We start from the raw sequence: 19,359 nt of genomic DNA, 5'->3' as shown, positions 1-19,359 counted from the left end.
TCGCAGACTTTAGCTGGATTAACCTATTCAAAAAGACATGTCTACGCCTGGCGCGCACTGTGATTCAGGTTTATAGCAGGGGCTCAAATGTTTAACGTACTGATTGCTGACGACCATTCGCTTATTCGGTCAGCTGTGAAATTACTGCTGCAAAACCAAGGCTACAGGGTGGTGGCTGAAGCCGTTAACGGCATCGATACCATTCAATTGGCACGTCAGCATGTACCTGACTTGATTGTGCTGGATATCACCATGCCGGGCCTGGATGGCCTTGAGGTCATTGGGCGGCTCAAAGCGAGCGGGGTCACCAGCCGTGTGTTGGTACTGACGTCTCAATCACCGTTGTTTTATTCACAACGATGCATGAAAGCTGGCGCCGCAGGGTTTGTCACAAAGGGGCAGGATCTCTGTGAGTTGATCAGAGCCGTCAAATTGATCATGGATGGCTACACCTTCTTTCCCAATCTGGCTATCAGTTCAGTGCGCAACAGCGATATCACCTTGACTGACATGGAAATGATCGAGGGTTTATCCGCCCGCGAGCTGAGCATTCTGCAACAGTTGGCCCGTGGCTCCAGTAATAAACAGATTGCTCAAGACATGACGTTGAGCAGTAAAACCATCAGCACCTATAAGGCCAGGTTGATCGAAAAGCTCAATATGAAGTCTGTGGTTTATTTGGCAGATTTTGCCAAGCGCAACGACTTGATCTAATTGAACACCCTCGCACGAAAGATAGTATTCGGGCTGTTGCTCTTGTTGGGGCAACAGAACGCTTACTCTGAGTCACCGGTGCAGCACCTGAAACTGTTGGGGCGCTCAAGTGTTGAAGCCTATGGCGTGGTACTTGAGCCTGCTGACTGGCAATGGATAAGGCAAAAAGGAACGTTGTATTTGGGGGTGTCCGCACCCGATTACGCACCGTTCGACATAACGGCCAACGGGCAAGACTTTGAAGGCCTGACCGCGGATTACGCGCGGCTCCTGTCCGAGATGCTACAGGTAAAAATTGAGGTCAGACGGTACGCTTCCAGACCCTTGGCAATGGATGCACTGAAGCGTGGTGAACTCGATTTTCTCAGTAGCGCCAACGCTTTTGAGGCACAAGACCCCAGGTTGAAACTGTCGCTTGCCTATGCCGATGATTCGCCCACGTTAGTGACCCGCAGTAATAATCGAGAGGTGTTACCGATCGATCTGGCAGGCAAGCGTTTGGCAATGCTTGATCACTATTTACCCCCGACGACCGTCAGAGCTTTTTACCCTAAAGCCACCTTGAAGCTGTACTCCTCAACATTAAGTGCAATCGGCGCGGTCGCTTTCGGTCAGGCGGATGCCTATCTGGGGGATTTCATCAGTGCCAGTTACCTGATCAACAAAAACTATCTCAACAATGTGCAATTGGCTGACTTCTCGCGTATTGACGTCAGTCATTTCTCATTTGCCGTATCGCGCCCCAATGAGCGATTGCTGCGGATTGTTAATGCTGCACTGGCGGCGATACCGCCCAGTGAGCGGATGACGATTGTGCGTCGCTGGAGTTCTGAAGGGCCGCAAGTCAATACCCATGCCCAATTGAACCTGACACCCGAGGAGCGCCGCTGGATCGAAGCGCATCCGCGTCTGAGCGTGGTGATTAACGATCAATACTTGCCCTTGTCTTTTTTTGATGAGCAAGGTGTTTTCAAGGGCGTCAGTGCCGATGTGCTGAACAAAATCAGCACCCTCACAGGCCTCACATTCGATGCAGTGAAAGCCGTCACCGTTGAGGACATGATTAAACAGGTAGGCAGTTCAGACGCCGATTTGGTAGGTGCCTTTACCCCCAGCAGCCATCGTGAAAACCATCTGCACTTTACCCGTCCTTATCTCACCACACCCTTTGTGCTGGTCACACGTAAACACCCGTCCAGCTCGGCGACTTTGGATGACATGGACGGTCAGCGATTGGTGTTGGTCAAAGGAAATGTGTTGCAGGCGTTTATCCGCGAGCATTATCCGCGTATTCAACTGTTGGAGGCCGATAATGCAGCCCAGGCCATGGACATGGTGGCGCAGGGCAAGGCGGATGCTGCCGTCAATGCGCTGATCAGTGCGCGTTACATGATTTCCCGGCGTTTCAGCGAGCAGTTGCAGATCACCAGTACAGTGGGTACCCAGCCTGCTCAAATTGGTTTTGCCACCTCGCCCCAGGTGCCGCTGTTGAATTCGATTCTTGATAAGGCGCTGCTGAGCATTACGCCAGAAGAAATGAGTGTGCTGACCAGCCGCTGGCGCGATGACACGCAGGAGCAGAGCTATTGGTTACGAAACCGTAGCGCCATTGTTCAGGGGTTCGCCATTGCCGCAGCCCTGCTGCTGTTCGCTTTGGGATGGATTGCCTACTTGCGGCGAACGATTGCAAAGCGCCAGCATTTATTGGAGCAATTACAAATCGCCAAGCAAAGTGCCGATGAGGCCAATCGGGCTAAAACAACCTTTCTGGCGACCATGAGTCATGAGATTCGCACGCCGATGAATGCGGTGATTGGCATGCTTGAGTTGGCCATGAAAAAGGCCGAGGAAGGTGTTGTAGATCGTTTTGCAATTGAAGTGGCATCGGGCTCAGCCCGCGAGCTGCTGGATTTGATTGGCGATATTTTAGACATTGCGCGCATTGAGTCCGGGCATTTGTCATTAAGTCCCAAGCGCGCCAATGTTCAGACGCTTGTGGAGTCTGTGGTACGGATGTTCGATGGGCTGGCCCGTGAGAAGCGTCTGAGTCTGGAGTGTGATCTGCGTTCTACCTTGACGGCACCAGATGTATTGCTTGATCCCATGCGTTTCAAACAAATAGTTTCAAATCTATTGAGCAACGCCATCAAGTTCACCGACACGGGCGAGGTTCGTCTGTCAGTGGTCATGACGCACGCCCCCGATGAACCGAATGTGTCGATCTGCTTGCGCGTTGAAGACACCGGGATGGGCATTTCACAGGAAGATCAACAGCGTTTGTTCAGCCCGTTTGTTCAGGCCAGCAACAACACTCAGTCGGCGCGAAGTGGTTCGGGGTTGGGGTTGGTGATCAGCCGTACACTCTGCGAAATGATGGGCGGCAGGTTGACTCTTGTGAGTACGCTGGGGGAGGGCACTCAGGTCGAGGTCATGCTGGAGGTGCCACGGCTTGTGCCTGAAGCGTCCAGCGATGTTGACGAACAAAATCCTTGGGCAAACTCCCGTGCGCTGAACATTTTGGTGGTGGACGATTATCCAGCCAACCGCCTGCTATTGGCCCAGCAGTTAACGTACCTGGGGCACCGCGTGACTGACGCTGAAAACGGTGCAATGGGCTTGAGTAAATGGCGTGCGGATGATTTCGATGTGGTCATCACCGACTGCAACATGCCGGTCATGAACGGTTATGAGCTGGCTCGGAGCGTACGCGCCGAAGAGCGCGCGTCCGGCCTGCAACCGTCGCAGATTTTTGGTTTTACGGCCAATGCTCAACCTGAAGAAGTCGAACGCTGTCGCGAGGCCGGGATGGATCAGTGCTTGTTCAAGCCCATCAGCCTCAAGGATTTAAGTGTTTCTCTGGCGTGCGCAATGCCCGAGCACTCCAGCGAAGAATTTGATGACGCGACATTACCGGGTCCTGCCAATGGAATTGACCTGACTTATCTCAAGCAGCTAAGTCAGGGAAATGATGCCGTTGTGAAAAACCTGATAAGTGAGCTGGCTGCCAGTAACCGTCAAGACTTGAAACGACTGATTGAGCTATTCGTGAATGACGATTTTGAGGGGTTGATGACGTTAGCTCACACCGTAAAGGGGATGGCCGGAATGATTAGATCAAAGGCGCTGTTTACCTGCTGTGAGAAGCTTGAGGCAGCTTGCAGGTTGGGGGACTTACCCCTGATTACAGCGAATGTCGACTCGTTACACCTTTTCTTGGAGCAACTGGGGGACGTGCTGGAGCATTACGAACAGGGCAGTGGGCTGCACCAGTGATGCTCAACCGCCTGTTTTGACACGACGTCTTGTTTGTCTCGCTGTGCTCGCGCTAATGTCTGGCGTTGTCACAAATGGGCACCAATGACCTGTGTGGTTGAGGAAAACGAGCAATGTCCGAAGTCGTGGTAGTGCAAGCAGACTATAAAAATCCGATTCATGCCCAAGCGCTGAGAGATGTACTGAATCACTACGCCAAAGACCCGATGGGGGGTGGTGAGGCCTTGTCGCAAGAGGTGCTTGAGCATCTACCGGGTGAGTTGGCCAAGCGTCCTCATGCTTTCAGCGTGCTGGCGTTTGTTGGTGGTAAAGCTGCAGGTCTGGTGAATTGTTTTGAAGGTTTTTCAACCTTTGCTGGCAAGCCTTTGGTCAACGTGCACGACGTGTCGGTGGTTAACACGTTTCGCGGCTTGGGGCTGAGTCAGAAGATGCTGCTCAAGGTTGAGGACATCGCTCGTGAGCGCGGATGTTGCAAGATCACCCTTGAGGTGTTGGAGGGTAATCCGGTCGCTCAAGGCTCTTATCGCAAATTCGGCTTTAGTGAGGGGCAACTCGATCCGGCACACGGGCGGATGTTGTTCTGGAACAAGTATTTATAGGGTTACCTGTGTTTGCGAGAGTCGTAGGTTTTGATGGCGTTGCCCATCAAATCTGCACGCAGCAAGCAGTTTTGGTCTCACTCAGGGCTTGAGATGTGTCCTTGGTCATGGTCATGAAGTTATTGATAACGTCATGACCATGACCAGGGCACTGGCCAATCAAACAAATAATGCTCGATTCCGGGTGTTTCTCCCGCAGCAGTTTTACTGCTTGGCTACTTCGCCTGGAGCCGGATGCTTGGGTTTGATCAGGCTGAAGTCGATCAAAGCCTTCTGCGGACGCATGTAGGGGTCACCAATCAACAGTGGGCGAGCGACAAATTGATCGCTGACCAGACTCTTCTTGTCGTCCAGCTCGTCGGCGCTCAAGCCCGCCAGGTCAGCCCAGGTGTGAATGAACTGCGAGCTGCTGTAAGGGCGGTCAAGATCGCTGGTGAAGTTCCACGCATGATCCTCACGCCATTTAGGTGAAGCCCAGACCATAAATGGAATGGTGTACATCGGAGCGGTCGGCTTGGCCTCATTACGGCCCAAGGTTTTGTGGCCCACCGAGTCGAATACGTCTTCGCCGTGGTCGGACAGATACAGCAGAAAGCCATTCGGATCGGTTTTGGCAAAGTCCTTGATCAGGCTGGAAACAACAAAGTCGTTATACAAAACAGCGTTGTCGTAGCTGTTGTACGTGGGCACCTGATCATCGGTCAGCCCTGCGGGTACGCCTGTTCGATCGGTGAACGTGTCAAAGGTCGCAGGGTAGCGGTACTGGTAGCTCATGTGAGTACCCAGCAGGTGAATCACGATCAATTTGCGTGGGGCAGAATCGGCCAGGATCTTGTTGAACGGCTCAATCACGTCACCGTCGTATTGCCGCGCATTCTGGTTACGGTTGTTGTTCAGGTAAACCTGTTCGTCTGCCTGTTCCGAGAATGTGGTGAGCATGGTATTGCGCTTGGTCATGGTTTGCTGGTTAGTCACCCAAAAGGTTTTGTAACCCGCTTGCTTCATGACGCTGATCAGTGACGGCGTGCTGAGGTAAAGGTCAGGGTTCTCTTCGTCAGCAAAGGTGAGCACTTGTTGCAGCGCTTCGATGGTGTAGGGGCGTGGCGTTACAACGTTGTCGAAAATAGCCAGTTGATCACGCAATTTGTCGAGATTGGGCGTGGTTTTTCGAGGATAGCCGTAGAGGCTCATGCGTTGCCGGTTAGTGGATTCACCAATTACCAGCACGAGTGTGGCGGGCTTGCCGGCCTCGTTGTCCTTGAGGTTTGTCAGGGGCGGGATCTTGCTGGCAGTGGCCAGCATGCCTTGCATGTTGTCCAGTTGCTCAAGATAACGGCGATAAGCGACGACCATTTGCCAAGGAACAGCAGGCTCTACACGGCTTTCGAAGCTTTCCATGGCGGCTGCCATTGTGTCGTGCTTAATCGTCTGTTTGATGATCGGGTAGCCCACAATCGCGACCAGCAAGGCGATGGCTGCGGCCCAGGCTTGCGGGCGGGGCATGTAAACAGGGCGCAGGCGGGTCCACAGGAAGATTGCAAAAGCGGTATGCGCAAGAAACGCCAGAACCATCCACCACGCGAAGTACTGCGTCATGTACTCGCCCGCTTCAGAGATGTTCGATTCGAACATGATGAAGATGACGCTCTGCGAGAACTCTTGCTGATAAATGAAGAAGTAACCGAGGCTGGCCATGGAGCATGCCCACAGCACGACGCCAATTACGGCAGCCATTGTGCGGGTGTATTTGGGGAACATCAGCATCGGGGCCAGCCAGACGGCGCTCATGATGAACGCTTGGCGAAAGCCTGAAAACCCGGAAGTGCCTGTCAGCTGGATAAGCAGTTGGGTGATGCCGGAAAAATACCAGAAGAACAGAAACAGCCAGCCCAACCCGGCCCAATCGAAACCTTTCGCAGACGTTTGACTGCGTTTGAACATCCCCATACAGCGCTCCAGCTGATAACAACTTGAATTGTTAATGCCGAATAGCCCGGCACAACACATGAGGGCTGCTTCGATGATGAGCAGCCGCAAAGTGTTTCATTATTGCCAAGGCCATGTGAAAACTTTGTAGTGAGATGACGCAAAAAATAGCAGCGGGCCACGCCTGAGGTGCAGGCGATAAGGCCTTTAACGCAAAGGCGTTAAACCTGACTGGGCGATGAGTAGCTGCTGGCGCAGCTGTTCGACCTGAAGTTGCAGTTGCGCTCGCTCGTCTTTGAGCTGGCGCAGTTCATCGCGGCGGATGGTGACATACAGCGTTTGTGCAGGTCGTGCAGACAATACGGTGTTCATGGTTCGTTAAGCCCTTGGTGTCTTCATCAAGTACCCGAACGACCCATTTAGGGTCGTGGATCACTGTCAGCGCCAATTCTGATTTCTTTTGCTTGCGAAGGGAACTTTTATATTTTTTGCTGTCTGCGCACGTTCGTTCGTCTTTTGGACGCATTGAATCGCGAATCTGAGTGGCTGCTTGTGCGAAACTACGCACCATGCGCTAGGACTAATCCAAGCCGGGCACCTTAAGCAATGCTGCAGTAAGGTGCTGCACACCTATTTATTTGTCGTTGGGAGCAACAGTACATGCAGTTGGGAATTATTGGATTGGGCCGTATGGGCGGTAACATCGCACGGCGTCTGATGCTCAATGGGCATACAACCGTGGTTTTTGACCGCAATACCGACTTCGTCAACACGCTGGAAAAGGAAGGCGCAACCGCTGTTGCCGACCTGCAAGCGATGGTCGACGGCCTGTCCAAACCGCGTGCAGTGTGGGTGATGCTACCTTCAGGTGCACCCACCGAAGACACCATCGAGGCGTTGAGCCAGATGCTTGACGCGGATGACATCATCATCGATGGCGGTAACACTTTTTACAAAGACGATATTCGTCGTGCGCAATCGTTGTCTGCAAAAGGCATCCAGTACGTCGATGTCGGAACGTCCGGTGGCGTGTGGGGGCTGGAACGCGGTTATTGCATGATGATCGGCGGTGATACCGAGGTGGTAAAACACCTGGACCCATTGTTTGCAGCGCTGGCACCGGGCATGGGCGACATTCCTCGCACTAAAGACCGCAAGTCAGATGACGACCGTGCTGAGCGTGGCTACATCCACGCCGGCCCTGCAGGCGCAGGGCACTTTGTGAAAATGGTTCACAACGGTATCGAGTACGGTTTGATGCAGGCGTATGCCGAAGGCTTCAACCTGATGAAAATGAAGGGCGGTGAAAACCTGCCCGAAGATCAGCGCTTTGACCTCAACCTGGGTGATATCGCCGAGGTATGGCGTCGCGGCAGCGTCGTGTCGTCCTGGTTGCTCGACCTGACCGCCGATGCTCTGGCTACTGACGAAGCATTGGATGGCTACTCGGGCGCCGTTGCAGACAGCGGTGAAGGCCGTTGGACTATTGAAGCTGCAATGGAGCAATCGACTCCGGTACCTGTACTGTCGCAAGCCTTGTTTGCCCGCTACAGTTCACGTCAGCAAAGCCTCTATGGCGACAAAATGCTGTCGGCCATGCGCTTTGGTTTCGGTGGCCACGTGGAGACGTCTAAAAAATGATTGATCAGTCCAGCAAGTCCGATTCCCACCCTGCGCCGCCCACCACACTGTTTTTGTTTGGTGCCCACGGCGACCTCGTAAAGCGCCTGCTGATGCCAGCGCTCTACAACTTGAGTCGGGACGGTTTGCTGGACGATGGTCTGCGCATTGTGGGCGTTGACCACAATGCAATCAGTGATGAAGGCTTCGCCCAAAAGTTGGAGGACTTCATTCGCAATGAGGCCTCCAGCAAAGTGGATCATCCTGACGGCCAGGGTTTAAACCCCGAGTTATGGGCTTCGCTGGCGAAAAACATCAGCTATGTTCAAGGCGATTTTCTGGATGACAGCACTTATAAAGCGCTGGAAGAGAAAATCAATGCCAGCGGCACCGGCAATGCGGTGTTTTACCTGGCCACTGCACCGCGCTTTTTCAGTGAGGTCGTGCAGCGGCTTGGCGCCAGCGGATTGCTCAAGGAAAGCCCGAATGGGTTTCGCCGGGTAGTCATTGAAAAACCTTTTGGCTCGGATCTTGAGTCGGCTCAAGCATTGAACGCTTGCTTGCTGACCGTGATGAGTGAGAAGCAGATCTATCGAATTGACCACTATCTGGGCAAGGAAACAGTCCAGAACATTTTGGTCAGTCGTTTCTCCAACGGGCTTTTCGAAGCTTTCTGGAACAATCATTACATTGACCATGTGCAGATTACGGCGGCAGAAACCGTCGGTGTCGAGACACGTGGCAGTTTTTACGAACATACGGGCGCTTTGCGCGACATGCTGCCCAACCATCTGTTTCAGTTACTGGCGATGGTAGCGATGGAGCCACCAGCCGCCTTTGGCGCAGATGCGGTGCGCGGTGAAAAGGCCAAAGTGATTGGTGCGATTCGTCCGTGGTCAAAAGAGGATGCGCTGAAAAATTCGGTGCGTGGGCAATACACCGCGGGTGAATCGGGCGGCAAGCCGGTTGCGGGTTATCGCGAAGAAAATAACGTTGACCCCGACAGCACAACCGAGACCTACGTTGCGCTCAAAGTGATGATCGATAACTGGCGGTGGGTGGGTGTGCCGTTTTACCTTCGCACCGGCAAGCGCATGAGTGCTCGCGATACCGAAATCGCGATCTGCTTTAAACCTGCGCCTTATGCCCAGTTCCGTGACACTGAAGTCGAGCGGTTGCAGCCCAACTATTTGCGTATCCAGATTCAACCCAACGAAGGAATGTGGTTTGACCTTCAAGCCAAACGTCCGGGGCCGGGTCTGAAAATGGCCAATGTCGAATTGGGCTTTGCCTACAAGGACTTCTTTGAGGTACAGCCTTCTACCGGCTATGAGACGTTGATTTACGACTGTCTAATCGGCGACCAGACCCTGTTTCAGCGCGCTGACAACATCGAAAATGGCTGGCGCGGTGTTCAGCCGTTTCTGGATGCCTGGCGTAAACACACCGAGGTATACCCGTACAAGGCTGGCGAGGATGGCCCGCAGGCGGCCAAGGAGTTGCTTGCCCGTGATGGCCGCGTGTGGCTGAAAATAGGATGAAAGACGTGAAGAAAGACGCAATTGAGCTGGTGTTGTGTGACATGGATGGCACGCTGCTTTTGCCTGATCATACGCTCAGCTCGCGAAATAGTGAGGCAGTCAAATCACTTCAAGCCGCTGGTATTTACTTCACCCTGGCGTCCGGACGGCCTCCCAGGGCTATGCGCGAAATCATCAGTCAGTTAGACATTAAACTGCCCTTCGCGGGGTTCAATGGTGGTTTGCTGGTCAACCCTCAGGGCGACTATTTGCAATCCCATCATGTCCATCCGGATGCCGTACGTAAAACACTGGATCTTCTGGCTGAGCACAAGGTAGAAGTCTGGCTGTTCGTCGATGACCAGTGGCTGTTGCGTGACCCACACGGCGAAATGGTGGCCCATGAGCAAGAGGGGTTGGGCTATGCACCTCAGGTGGTGGAGAGCTTCGAACCTTATCTGCATCAGGTACACAAAATCGTTGCAACCTGCAGTGACGCACCGTTATTGATGGACCTTGAGCAGCGCTTGCAGCCTTTGTTGAATGGTTTGGCAGTGGCCAGTCGCTCACAGGCGCGCTATCTCGATATCACCGCACTTCAAGCCAACAAGGGCAATGCCCTCGTGACACTTGCCGAGTTTTTGAACGTGCCGTTGTCGCGCACGGCGGCCATTGGTGATGGTGGCAATGATCCTGCCATGTTTCATCGTGCCGGCCTTTCGATAGCTATGGGCCAGGCTCCTGAGGAGGTCAGGGCGCAGGCGCACGTGGTGACCGGCACTAACCTGGAGGATGGCGTTGCGCAGGCCATTGACCGTTTTATTCTCTAGTTTTGGCGTAATCACGGCCTGCTTGACCCCGGCAGTGCTTGTTATAGTCCGCGTTTAATTGACCGGCTGCAGCACTCCAAAAAGGATTCAGGTTATGTCCGATTACCAGGCTTTTCAGGTTGAGTTAAAGGGCAATATTGCCCATGTACAGATCAATCGCCCTGAAAAGATCAATGCGATGAATGCGGCATTCTGGACCGAAATCGTTGAGATTTTTCAGTGGGCCGATGAGATTGACGCCGTGCGAGTGGTGGTGCTCAGCGGTGCGGGCAAACACTTTTCGGCCGGTATTGATCTGATGTTACTTGCCTCTGTTGCCAATGAGATGGGCAAAGATGTGGGCCGTAACGCGCGGCTGCTACGACGCAAAATTCTGCGCATGCAAGCGTCTTTCAACGCTGTCGATCAATGCCAAAAGCCTGTTCTGGCGGCTATTCAGGGGTATTGCCTGGGTGGAGCCATCGATCTGATCGCTGCGTGCGACATGCGGTATGCCGCTGAAGATGCGCAATTCTCGATCAAGGAAATTGACATGGGTATGGCGGCTGATGTCGGCACCCTGCAACGCCTACCACGCATTATCGGGGACGGTATGCTGCGTGAGCTGGCGTATACCGGGCGCATGGTTGCTGCTGATGAGGCCCGAGCAATAGGTCTGGTCAACCGGGTTTTCGCGGATAAACAGACCTTGCTCGACGGGGTTATGGCGATTGCACAGGAGATTGCCGGCAAATCACCGATTGCCATCGCCGGGACCAAGCAGATGATCAGCTATATGCGCGATCATCGGGTTGACGATGGCCTGGAGTATGTAGCGACCTGGAACGCAGCCATGCTCCAGTCCAACGACCTGCGCTTGGCGATGACGGCGCATATGACCAAGCAAAAACCTGAATTTCTGGATTGATATTTTTTCACCCTGACCAAGGATCCTTTGATGACACCGCGTTGGACCACGGCAGTATTGGATACAAAGCAACCTGGCGGCTTGGCAGTGGTGCGCGGCCCTGACGGTTTTTTGCTGGATGACAACGGGCCGCTCTTTGCGCGTGAGTGGCTCAAGCGTCAGGCGCTGCCCGTATTGGCCGAGCACGGCATCGGGTATCTGGACGGCGAACCTGTGTACCTGTTGGAGCTGGAAGGGCAGGCACAGGTTGAAGGGTGTCGTTGGCAGGGTTTGCGGGTATTTATGCTTGAGGGTGATCACACCCTTTATAAGGTGCTGGGCTATGCGGCGCAGATTGGCACGTGGTCGCGTGAACATCGGTTTTGTGGCAGCTGCGGCCAGGCAATGACTCAAGTTCCGCTGGAGCGTGCCATGTACTGCGCGGCTTGCGACTTACGCAGTTATCCGCGTATTTCGCCCAGTATGATTGTGCTGATCACCCGTGGCGATGAAGTGTTGCTGGCGCGCTCGCCACGCTTCGTGCCGGGCGTGTACAGCACGTTGGCGGGGTTTGCCGAGCCGGGTGAGTCTGCCGAGGAGTGCCTGATTCGTGAAGTGCGCGAGGAGGTGCAGCTGGAGGTCAAGAATATCCAGTATGTAGGCAGTCAGTGCTGGCCGTTCCCGCACTCCATGATGCTGGGCTTTCATGCTGAATATGCAGGCGGCGACATCGTGCCTCAAGCCGATGAGATAGAGGATGCGCAGTGGTTCAATGTGCACCACTTGCCGCCGTTGCCCGCGTCGCGCTCAATCGCGCGCTACCTTATCGACTTGTATGTGGCGCGCCGCTTAGGCCATGCCGAACCAGTGCTGCCAAGCTAGCCGTACGGTCAATCCCAATACGACGGTGATAAATACCGGGCGAATGAATTTGGCGCCGCCACTGATCGCGCTGCGTGCGCCAAAAAAAGCGCCAACCATGACGGCAAACCCCATGGTCAGGCCTATCACCCAGTCCACATGTCCGGCGATGATAAACACGGTCAATGCGGCAATGTTGCTGACGAAGTTCATGCTGCGGGCGACACCGCTGGCTTTCACCAGATCAATCGGGTACATCAGCATGCTGCTGACGGTCCAGAATGCACCCGTCCCCGGGCCTGCCACGCCATCATAAAACCCCAGGCTGAAGCCTTGCGGCAGTTGCCATTTCTTTTTGATCGGTGCGTCGTTGTCGATCGGGGTTTTCGGTGTGCCACCAAACAACAGGTACAGTCCGCAGCCAAAGACAATCACCGGCAGCATTTTATTGAGCCATTCGGCGGGCATGTAATGGGCGACAACCGCACCAATCAATGCGCCTGCAAGGGTCCCGAAAATCGCCAGTTTCCACTCCCTTGGGTGGAACAGTTTGCGTCGGTAAAACGTTAGGCTGGCAGTAGCGGCACCGAACGTTGAACTGAGCTTGTTGGTGCCCAGTACCAGATGGGGCGGCAGGCCGGCAGTGAGCAGTGCGGGTGTGGTGAGCAAGCCACCGCCCCCGGCAATGGCATCGATAAAACCGGCAACGAAAGCAACGGCGGCCAGAATGGCGAGGGTGGTCACATCTACGCTGAGTTCAAATGGCATGGGATCGGCTTAATTCGACGGAACGTACAGCGCTGACGCGCAGGAAGGACGCCATCTTACCGATAACTCAGTGCAGCGGCGATAGACCGTGTGCCTCGTTTGCTATCTGCCGCTGTGAATGTGAGCTTGCTAAATCGCCGGGCATGCGTGTGTATCAACGCGGCGCGTGTTGACTGAAAGAGCGCCCAGTTTGATCAGGCGTGTGCGTGTGACATTGCGGCTCAAACCGAGCAGTTTTGCCGTGTGCACTTGATTGAAATGGCAGAACTCGTAGGCGGCACGCAGCAGGCTGTCCTCAACTGTCTCGTGCAAAGCGCCGGGCTCCTCTTCAAACAGCTTGTGAAAGGCGCGTTGCAGTAAGTGCTGCGTGGTATCCGGGATACTTTGCGGCAAGATCGCGGGCTCTGATCGTCTGCCGCGTGAGTGTGACAAGCGCAGATCCTTCGCGGTGATGGTCGGATTGCGGCACAGAAGCAAGCTGTGATGTATGACGTTTTCCAGCTCGCGGATATTGCCTTGCCAAGGGTGTTCCCTGAGCACCTCTTCAGCGCACAGGCTCAGCGTTTTGGGGCCATGTTGTAAACGCTGCCGATAGGTCTGGAGGAAGTGCCTGGCCAGCGGCAGGATGTCTCCCGGCCGTTCCCGCAGTGGCTGTAACGCCAGGCTCACAACATTCAGTCTGTAATACAGGTCTTCACGAAAGTGCCCTGCATCAATGGCTTGCTCCAGATTGACGTTGGTAGCGGCCAGCACACGAACATTGATCGGTGTGCTTTTGCGAGAGCCCAGTCTCACCACTTCTTGCTCTTGCAACACGCGCAACAGTTTTACCTGGATGGGGAGGGGCAAGTCGCCAATTTCATCCAGAAACAGGGTTCCTCCATTGGCCTCTTCAAACCATCCGGCCTTGGCTGCCAATGCCCCGGTAAAGGCGCCTTTTTCGTGGCCAAACAACTCGGCTTCGACAAGCGACTCGGAGAAGGCGCCGCAGTTGACGGCCACAAATGGCTGCTGATTCCTGTTGCTGAGTTGATGGATGTGCCGTGCAACCAACTCTTTGCCGGTGCCAGTTTCGCCAATGATCAACACGCTCGCGTCACTAGGGGCAATTTGCTGCAAATGGGTGAGTAATGCTTTCGAAGACGGGTCTTCGAACACCTGAGCGGTGGCTCTGATAGACGTTGCGAGGGCTGGCGTTGCAGGTAAAGTCAAAAGCTGCATTAAAAGCTCCTTTTTGCAGGGGCTCTGTCCACAAAAGGAAAGCCGGAGACAGCTTTATAAAGTTATTTAGATATTCCGTAAACTAACGTAATTCCATATTTATATATCCTTATGGCATATGTGACTTGCGAAGGGAGCGGTAAAGGCGCTTTATAAGGGTGGATTATTTTAAAGTTTGGAATTTTGGGAAAGCTCTTACGGCATTTCTTAAGTCAGTCTCTTTATTCCTCTGGCTCAATCGGTTATTCCTAATGGTCGCTTCTATAGTGGCTTCATTTTTCGGGTATCAAGCACTGCCTGGTTCCGGAACGCGCTCAGTAGGTTTGTAAAATGAATAAACGACCTCTTTATTTCGATTACGCCGCCACCACACCTGTAGATGCCCGTGTCATTCAGGTGATGGTTGATTGTCTGGGTTTTGAAGGCAATTTTGGTAATCCAGCATCTGGCTCCCATGTGTTTGGCCAACAGGCCCGCCACACGGTAGAGCGTGCTCGAGAGCAAGTCGCTGAACTGATTAACGCGCAGCCAGAGCACATTATCTGGACTTCTGGAGCCACAGAATCCAACAACCTGGCATTGAAAGGTGTTGCGCATGCGAGCGGCAAAGTGCGCGGGCACATCATTACCAGTCAAATTGAGCACAAGGCCGTGCTGGATACTGCGCGTTTCCTTGAGCAGTCCGGCTTTGACGTGACGTACCTGGCCCCGGACAGCAATGGCCTTGTCAGTGTTCAACAGGTCGGTGAGGCCTTGCGTGAAGATACGCTGCTGGTGTCTCTGATGTTGGTCAATAACGAACTGGGTACGGTTAATGACATTCCGGCCATTGGTTTGCGAGTGCGTGAGCACGGTGCGTTATTTCATGTTGATGCCGCCCAAGGTGCAGGCAAGATCGCTATCGATCTGGAGAATTGGGCTGTCGACTTGATGTCGTTTTCGGGTCACAAGGTGTATGGGCCCAAGGGTATTGGTGCTTTATATGTGGGGCCGAGAGCACAGGCTCGTTTGCAGGCGCAGATACATGGGGGCGGGCATGAGTTCGGCCTTCGTTCCGGTACGCTGGCTACCCACCAAATTGCTGGCATGGGTGCTGCCTTCGCGCTGGCCAGCGAGTCATTTGCGGAAGACCTCAATCATATCAGCCGTTTGCGTGAGCGTTTGCTGGAGCAGTTGGCCGATATTCCGGGAGTGCGATGTAACGGTTGTCCTACGCAAAGAATCCCTCACACTTTGAGCCTGACGTTCAGTCAGGGGCAATTCAATAGCTCGGCATTGAGTACTTTCCTGGCCTATTCGGCGACTTCTGCGTGTAACTCGGCCAGCAAAGCGCCGTCTCATGTGCTGCTTGCACTAGGCCTTGATGCTGAAGATGCGGCACGAACCATTCGCTTGAGTCTGGGGCGCTTCACTCGCGAGCAGGACATTGATGCCGCGGTTCAGGCCATTAAGGCGGCAGTTGCCACGCCAGCTCCTTTTTGGGCGGTTGCTCAGTCCTGACGGCTGATCCATTATCCGAAACGAATAATAAATAGCCGTGTTGAGCAGGAGACAGTATGAGTTCCCAGTCGTTGAATTCGGGATTGGTGTTAGAGCGTTTGGCGCGCACACGTGAGTTAATGAGCCGCCATGCAATTCAGGCGTTGCTGGTGCCGTCTGCTGACCCCCATCTTTCGGAATATTTGCCTGCTTATTGGCAGGGTCGGCAATGGTTGTCAGGTTTTTTCGGTTCAGTGGGTACATTAATAGTCACCCCGACCTTTGCTGGGCTATGGGCAGACAGTCGTTACTGGGAGCAAGCGACAAAAGAACTTGCCGGTAGCACCATTGAGTTGGTCAAGCTACAGCCGGGCCAGCCGGGCCCTTTGGAGTGGTTGGCCGAACAAGCGCCTGAAGGCGCAGTCGTCGCGGTTGATGGGGCCGTACTTGCTCTAGCCTCGGCACGGACCTTGGAAAGCAAGCTTAAAGAGCGGGGGGCTTCACTGCGAACCGACTTTGATCTGCTGAATGAGGTTTGGGAAGATCGTCCTGAGCTGCCGGTTAAGCCAGTCTATGAACACTTGCCACCGCAGGCGACAGTAAGCCGTGTAGATAAGCTGGCGCAGCTGCGCAAAACACTGGCTGAGCGCAAGGCTGACGCGCACTTTATCGCGACGCTCGATGACATCGCGTGGTTGTTTAACCTGCGAGGTTCAGATGTTTCATTTAATCCGGTGTTTGTTTCGTTTGCATTGATTGAGTCTGAGCAAGCCACGATCTTTGTGGATGGACGAAAAGTCAGCAGGGCATTGCAACAGCATCTTGAGACGCAGGGTGTTGTGCTGCGCGAGTACCGCGAAGTAGGGGCCGCATTGGCAGCACTGCTTCCGTCTACTCGCCTATTGATAGACCCGGCACGCGTTACCTGCGGGCTACTGAGTCATCTGCACAGTGATGTGACGCTGATAGAAGGTTTGAATCCGACAACCTTGGCCAAATCTCAAAAAAGTCTTGATGATGCACAGCATATCCGTCAGGCAATGGAGCAAGACGGCGCCGCCCTTTGCGAATTCTTTGCCTGGCTGGAAAGCGCCCTTGGCCGTGAACGCATTACCGAGCTGACTATTGATGAGCGATTGACCGCTGCCCGTGCGAAGCGCCCGGGTTTTGTATCTTTGAGCTTCAACACAATCGCTGCTTTTAATGCTAATGGTGCGATGCCTCATTACCACGCCACCGAGCAAGAGCATGCGGTGATCGAGGGAGATGGCCTTTTGCTTATCGACTCGGGTGGTCAATATCTGGGCGGTACAACAGATATCACGCGCATGGTCCCTGTTGGTGTTCCCACGGATGAGCAGAAACTCGACTGCACGAGGGTACTCAAAGGCGTCATTGCTTTGTCCAGGGCTCATTTTCCCAAAGGCATTTTGTCGCCTTTGCTGGACTCAATAGCCAGAGCACCGATTTGGGCAGACAGCGTCGATTACGGTCACGGTACAGGGCATGGTGTCGGGTACTTTTTGAACGTGCATGAGGGGCCTCAGGTCATTGCCTACCAGGCTGCGGCCGCTCCGCAAACAGCGATGCAAGTGGGGATGATTACTTCAATCGAGCCGGGAACCTATCGTCCGGGGCGTTGGGGGGTGCGAATCGAAAACCTTGTATTGAACCGTGAAGCGAATACTTCAGAGTTTGGGGCTTTTCTGCGCTTTGAAACGCTGACGCTGTGTCCGATCGATACACGCTGTCTCGAGCCGTCGCAGCTTGCAGTTGAAGAGTTGAGGTGGCTGGATGCTTACCACGCTCAAGTGCGTGAGCGTTTGAGCCCTTTGCTTGAGGGCGCTGCTCTTCAATGGTTGCAGGCCCGGACCCAACCGCTTTTAGCCACCGTATGATGCTGTGCTGCCGCGCACAAGTTCAGCCACGGGCGCGGCAGTGCATACGAGTCGACTACTTGCAAAGAACAATCATGCTCCGGCTGGTATAACCGGCCGGGTTCAAACCAAAAGGATAGTCCCCCGGTTCTTCAGCGCTGTCGCCCGATTTGGCAATGACCCGGTACCCTTTTTTGCCGCATGACTTTTCGGCTTCGGCGTAGCATTTATTCCACGATGAGGACAATCCAGAGCAATTGATATGCATGCCTCGTTTGCCGTGCTTAACGGAAGTTTCGGAGGTTGCAGCGCAGCCGGTCAAAGCAAGCACGGCTAAAGCTATCAAAATTTGTTTCATTTCTGTCCTTAAGCGTATGCGTCGGATTCATGGGTGTGGTATCGACCAACCATCTGTCCATGGTTTTAGGTGAATGTCCTTATCCAGATCCAGAGTTCTCCCTTGTACAACTCTTATAACGCACCAACATCGCTTAAATGAGAGTCAATTACCAGAGCTGTATCAAATTGAAGGTGAGCTGTCGGTAACTACAGGCTTTGAATGATTGCGCATCGACAAGGTTGCGCCTACCGAAGCCATGATGATGCAAGAAATAGCTATCCATTGCGTGAACGTTAAAATCTCATGCAGAAACAAAAGACCAGAAAGTGCGCCAAAAGCAGGTTCGATACTCATTAGGGTGCCGAAGGTGCGCGCAGGCATGCGCGTAAGAGCGATCATTTCGAGCGTGTAAGGCAGAGCGGTGGACAATATTGCTACGGCTATGGCTATGGGAATCAAGGCCGGTGTTAATAGGGCGGCGCCCGCGTGAGCAATTCCGATAGGGGCGATAAATAGGGCTGCGATCATTACGCCCAAGGCTGCGGTTTGAACCCCATTATCCGCGCCTGCCTTCTGTCCATAGAGGATGTAAAAAGCCCAGCATACTCCTGCGCCCAAGGCATATCCCGCACCTGTCAGGTCAATGCCATCATTGCTTGCTCCCGTTGGGATAAGCAGCAAAAGCCCTGTAATGGCCAAGCCTATCCAGAGGAAATCGATAGGTCTGCGTGATGCATAAATAGCTACGGCCAAAGGGCCGGTAAACTCCAGCGCTACGGCTATGCCAAGTGGAACGGTGCGCAGTGACATATAGAAGAGAAAATTCATCCCGCCTAAAGCGATCCCGTAAACAATAACGGTTTTAAGTGATTTAGCTGTGAGCCTGGCTCTCCAAGGGCGCAGTATCAACAGCATGATGACGCTGGCAAAAAGGAGCCGTAATGTAGTTGTGCCTTGGGCCCCGATGATGGGAAACATGCTTTTTGCCAGTGATGCCCCTGATTGTATGGAGGCCATGGCAATGAGAAGCAAGCCAACGGGCAGCAGGGAAGAGGCAAGGCTATGTGGTTGCTTTGTCATTACGCAGAGTGCCTAAGCGAGAGGGTGCTTGAAGCCGACCATGATGCTTAACTTGGTAGGTGTGTGCAATATACTGCGCAATAAATGCGGTCCTTCTATATAAAGCGGGCCTTCTATTAATAAGTTCGATTAGTGCTTGACCCAGAATTCTAACGGCCTATAATTCGCACCTCTTCCGGCGCAGTCGAAACGGAAAACTCCTTGAGATTCAATGAGTTATACGGTTTTCGGCGGTGCTAGCTTCAAGTCATCGAAGCAGGAAATGAGGTGTTGACAGCAGCGTGTAACGCTGTAGAATTCGCCTCCCGCTAACGAGAGATCGAAAGCGCAAGTGGTTGATGTTACAGAGGAAACTTTGAAAACAT

The 19,359-nt window shown here is 53.7% G+C and carries 16 protein-coding genes; 10 read left to right on the top strand and 6 right to left on the bottom strand.

The features are described from left to right. The first annotated feature begins 87 nt into the window (after positions 1-87). From EQV93_RS14570 to EQV93_RS14560, 3 genes are all read left to right on the top strand, one after another. Positions 88-714: a response regulator transcription factor gene (locus EQV93_RS14570; protein ID WP_122782008.1), complete on the top strand. Its 627-nt coding sequence runs from the start codon at positions 88-90 to the stop codon at positions 712-714. Between the two features lie 78 nt (positions 715-792). Beyond that, on the top strand, positions 793-3,987 hold the full coding sequence (locus tag EQV93_RS14565; RefSeq protein WP_240891802.1) for a transporter substrate-binding domain-containing protein: 3,195 nt from the start codon (positions 793-795) through the stop codon (positions 3,985-3,987). Positions 3,988-4,100: 113 nt separating this feature from the next. Next, on the top strand, positions 4,101-4,586 hold the full coding sequence (locus tag EQV93_RS14560; RefSeq protein WP_122782006.1) for a GNAT family N-acetyltransferase: 486 nt from the start codon (positions 4,101-4,103) through the stop codon (positions 4,584-4,586). Positions 4,587-4,790: 204 nt separating this feature from the next. Here EQV93_RS14560 and EQV93_RS14555 read toward each other — a convergent pair whose 3' ends face one another. Both EQV93_RS14555 and EQV93_RS14550 read right to left on the bottom strand, forming a co-directional pair. Next, on the bottom strand, positions 4,791-6,533 hold the full coding sequence (locus tag EQV93_RS14555) for a phosphoethanolamine transferase CptA (RefSeq protein WP_122782005.1): 1,743 nt from the start codon (positions 6,531-6,533) through the stop codon (positions 4,791-4,793). A 186-nt stretch (positions 6,534-6,719) separates the two neighbouring features. After that, complete coding sequence (locus EQV93_RS14550) at positions 6,720-6,884, bottom strand: DUF6026 family protein (protein ID WP_167654287.1); 165 nt, start codon at positions 6,882-6,884, stop codon at positions 6,720-6,722. A 288-nt stretch (positions 6,885-7,172) separates the two neighbouring features. Between EQV93_RS14550 and gnd the strand changes: the two genes are divergently transcribed. The 5 genes from gnd (at position 7,173) to nudC (ending at position 12,250) form a co-directional block, all read left to right on the top strand. Next, the gene (gene gnd / locus EQV93_RS14545) at positions 7,173-8,153 is read left to right on the top strand and encodes a phosphogluconate dehydrogenase (NAD(+)-dependent, decarboxylating) (RefSeq protein ID WP_122782004.1); all 981 of its coding nucleotides are present in this window, start codon (positions 7,173-7,175) and stop codon (positions 8,151-8,153) included. After that, entirely contained in the window at positions 8,150-9,673 is a 1,524-nt protein-coding gene (gene zwf, locus EQV93_RS14540) for a glucose-6-phosphate dehydrogenase (protein ID WP_240891801.1), read from the top strand. The genes gnd and zwf overlap by 4 nt, the downstream gene beginning before the upstream one ends. Beyond that, positions 9,670-10,482: an HAD family hydrolase gene (locus EQV93_RS14535; RefSeq protein WP_240891800.1), complete on the top strand. Its 813-nt coding sequence runs from the start codon at positions 9,670-9,672 to the stop codon at positions 10,480-10,482. Before zwf ends, EQV93_RS14535 begins: the two co-directional genes overlap by 4 nt. Positions 10,483-10,576: 94 nt before the next feature. After that, a complete protein-coding gene (locus EQV93_RS14530; RefSeq protein ID WP_240891799.1) occupies positions 10,577-11,389 on the top strand; it encodes a crotonase/enoyl-CoA hydratase family protein in 813 nt (270 codons plus the stop codon). A gap of 30 nt (positions 11,390-11,419) precedes the next feature. Continuing rightward, positions 11,420-12,250: an NAD(+) diphosphatase gene (nudC, locus tag EQV93_RS14525; protein WP_146386888.1), complete on the top strand. Its 831-nt coding sequence runs from the start codon at positions 11,420-11,422 to the stop codon at positions 12,248-12,250. On the opposite strand, the gene EQV93_RS14520 is transcribed toward nudC, so the two are convergent. After that, positions 12,218-12,997, bottom strand: a complete 780-nt coding sequence (locus tag EQV93_RS14520; RefSeq protein ID WP_122782000.1) for a TSUP family transporter — start codon at positions 12,995-12,997, stop codon at positions 12,218-12,220. The genes nudC and EQV93_RS14520 overlap by 33 nt on opposite strands. Positions 12,998-13,126: 129 nt before the next feature. After that, on the bottom strand, positions 13,127-14,218 hold the full coding sequence (locus EQV93_RS14515; protein ID WP_240891798.1) for a sigma-54 interaction domain-containing protein: 1,092 nt from the start codon (positions 14,216-14,218) through the stop codon (positions 13,127-13,129). A 330-nt stretch (positions 14,219-14,548) separates the two neighbouring features. On the opposite strand from EQV93_RS14515, the gene EQV93_RS14510 reads away from it, so the two are divergent. Beyond that, a complete protein-coding gene (locus tag EQV93_RS14510; RefSeq protein ID WP_146386892.1) occupies positions 14,549-15,718 on the top strand; it encodes a cysteine desulfurase family protein in 1,170 nt (389 codons plus the stop codon). 56 nt (positions 15,719-15,774) lie between these two features. Further along, positions 15,775-17,595 carry an aminopeptidase P family protein gene (locus EQV93_RS14505; RefSeq protein ID WP_240891797.1) on the top strand — a complete coding sequence of 607 codons (1,821 nt, stop codon included), beginning with the start codon at positions 15,775-15,777 and terminating at the stop codon, positions 17,593-17,595. Positions 17,596-17,650: 55 nt separating this feature from the next. On the opposite strand, the gene EQV93_RS14500 is transcribed toward EQV93_RS14505, so the two are convergent. Continuing rightward, a complete protein-coding gene (locus EQV93_RS14500; RefSeq protein ID WP_122781996.1) occupies positions 17,651-17,932 on the bottom strand; it encodes a hypothetical protein in 282 nt (93 codons plus the stop codon). 162 nt (positions 17,933-18,094) lie between these two features. Further along, positions 18,095-18,994 carry a threonine/homoserine exporter RhtA gene (gene rhtA / locus EQV93_RS14495; RefSeq protein WP_122781995.1) on the bottom strand — a complete coding sequence of 300 codons (900 nt, stop codon included), beginning with the start codon at positions 18,992-18,994 and terminating at the stop codon, positions 18,095-18,097. Positions 18,995-19,359 lie beyond the last annotated feature (365 nt).

Origin of the sequence: Pseudomonas sp. TMW22091 (assembly GCF_022496705.1) — a bacterium.
Taxonomy (GTDB): Bacteria; Pseudomonadota; Gammaproteobacteria; order Pseudomonadales; family Pseudomonadaceae; genus Aquipseudomonas; species Aquipseudomonas saxonica.
Note: the sequence above shows the minus strand (reverse complement) of the source record. Positions and strands in the feature narration are given on the sequence as shown.

Coding starts and splice junctions, on each gene's coding strand:
- EQV93_RS14535 (WP_240891800.1), top strand. CDS start 9,670: ATGAAAGACGTGAAGAAAGACGCAATTGAGCTGGTGTTGTGTGACATG.
- nudC (WP_146386888.1), top strand. CDS start 11,420: ATGACACCGCGTTGGACCACGGCAGTATTGGATACAAAGCAACCTGGC.
- EQV93_RS14510 (WP_146386892.1), top strand. CDS start 14,549: ATGAATAAACGACCTCTTTATTTCGATTACGCCGCCACCACACCTGTA.
- EQV93_RS14515 (WP_240891798.1), bottom strand. CDS start 14,218: ATGCAGCTTTTGACTTTACCTGCAACGCCAGCCCTCGCAACGTCTATC.
- EQV93_RS14505 (WP_240891797.1), top strand. CDS start 15,775: ATGAGTTCCCAGTCGTTGAATTCGGGATTGGTGTTAGAGCGTTTGGCG.
- EQV93_RS14520 (WP_122782000.1), bottom strand. CDS start 12,997: ATGCCATTTGAACTCAGCGTAGATGTGACCACCCTCGCCATTCTGGCC.
- EQV93_RS14555 (WP_122782005.1), bottom strand. CDS start 6,533: ATGGGGATGTTCAAACGCAGTCAAACGTCTGCGAAAGGTTTCGATTGG.
- EQV93_RS14560 (WP_122782006.1), top strand. CDS start 4,101: ATGTCCGAAGTCGTGGTAGTGCAAGCAGACTATAAAAATCCGATTCAT.
- EQV93_RS14550 (WP_167654287.1), bottom strand. CDS start 6,884: ATGAACACCGTATTGTCTGCACGACCTGCACAAACGCTGTATGTCACC.
- EQV93_RS14500 (WP_122781996.1), bottom strand. CDS start 17,932: ATGAAACAAATTTTGATAGCTTTAGCCGTGCTTGCTTTGACCGGCTGC.
- zwf (WP_240891801.1), top strand. CDS start 8,150: ATGATTGATCAGTCCAGCAAGTCCGATTCCCACCCTGCGCCGCCCACC.
- rhtA (WP_122781995.1), bottom strand. CDS start 18,994: ATGACAAAGCAACCACATAGCCTTGCCTCTTCCCTGCTGCCCGTTGGC.
- EQV93_RS14530 (WP_240891799.1), top strand. CDS start 10,577: ATGTCCGATTACCAGGCTTTTCAGGTTGAGTTAAAGGGCAATATTGCC.
- EQV93_RS14570 (WP_122782008.1), top strand. CDS start 88: ATGTTTAACGTACTGATTGCTGACGACCATTCGCTTATTCGGTCAGCT.
- gnd (WP_122782004.1), top strand. CDS start 7,173: ATGCAGTTGGGAATTATTGGATTGGGCCGTATGGGCGGTAACATCGCA.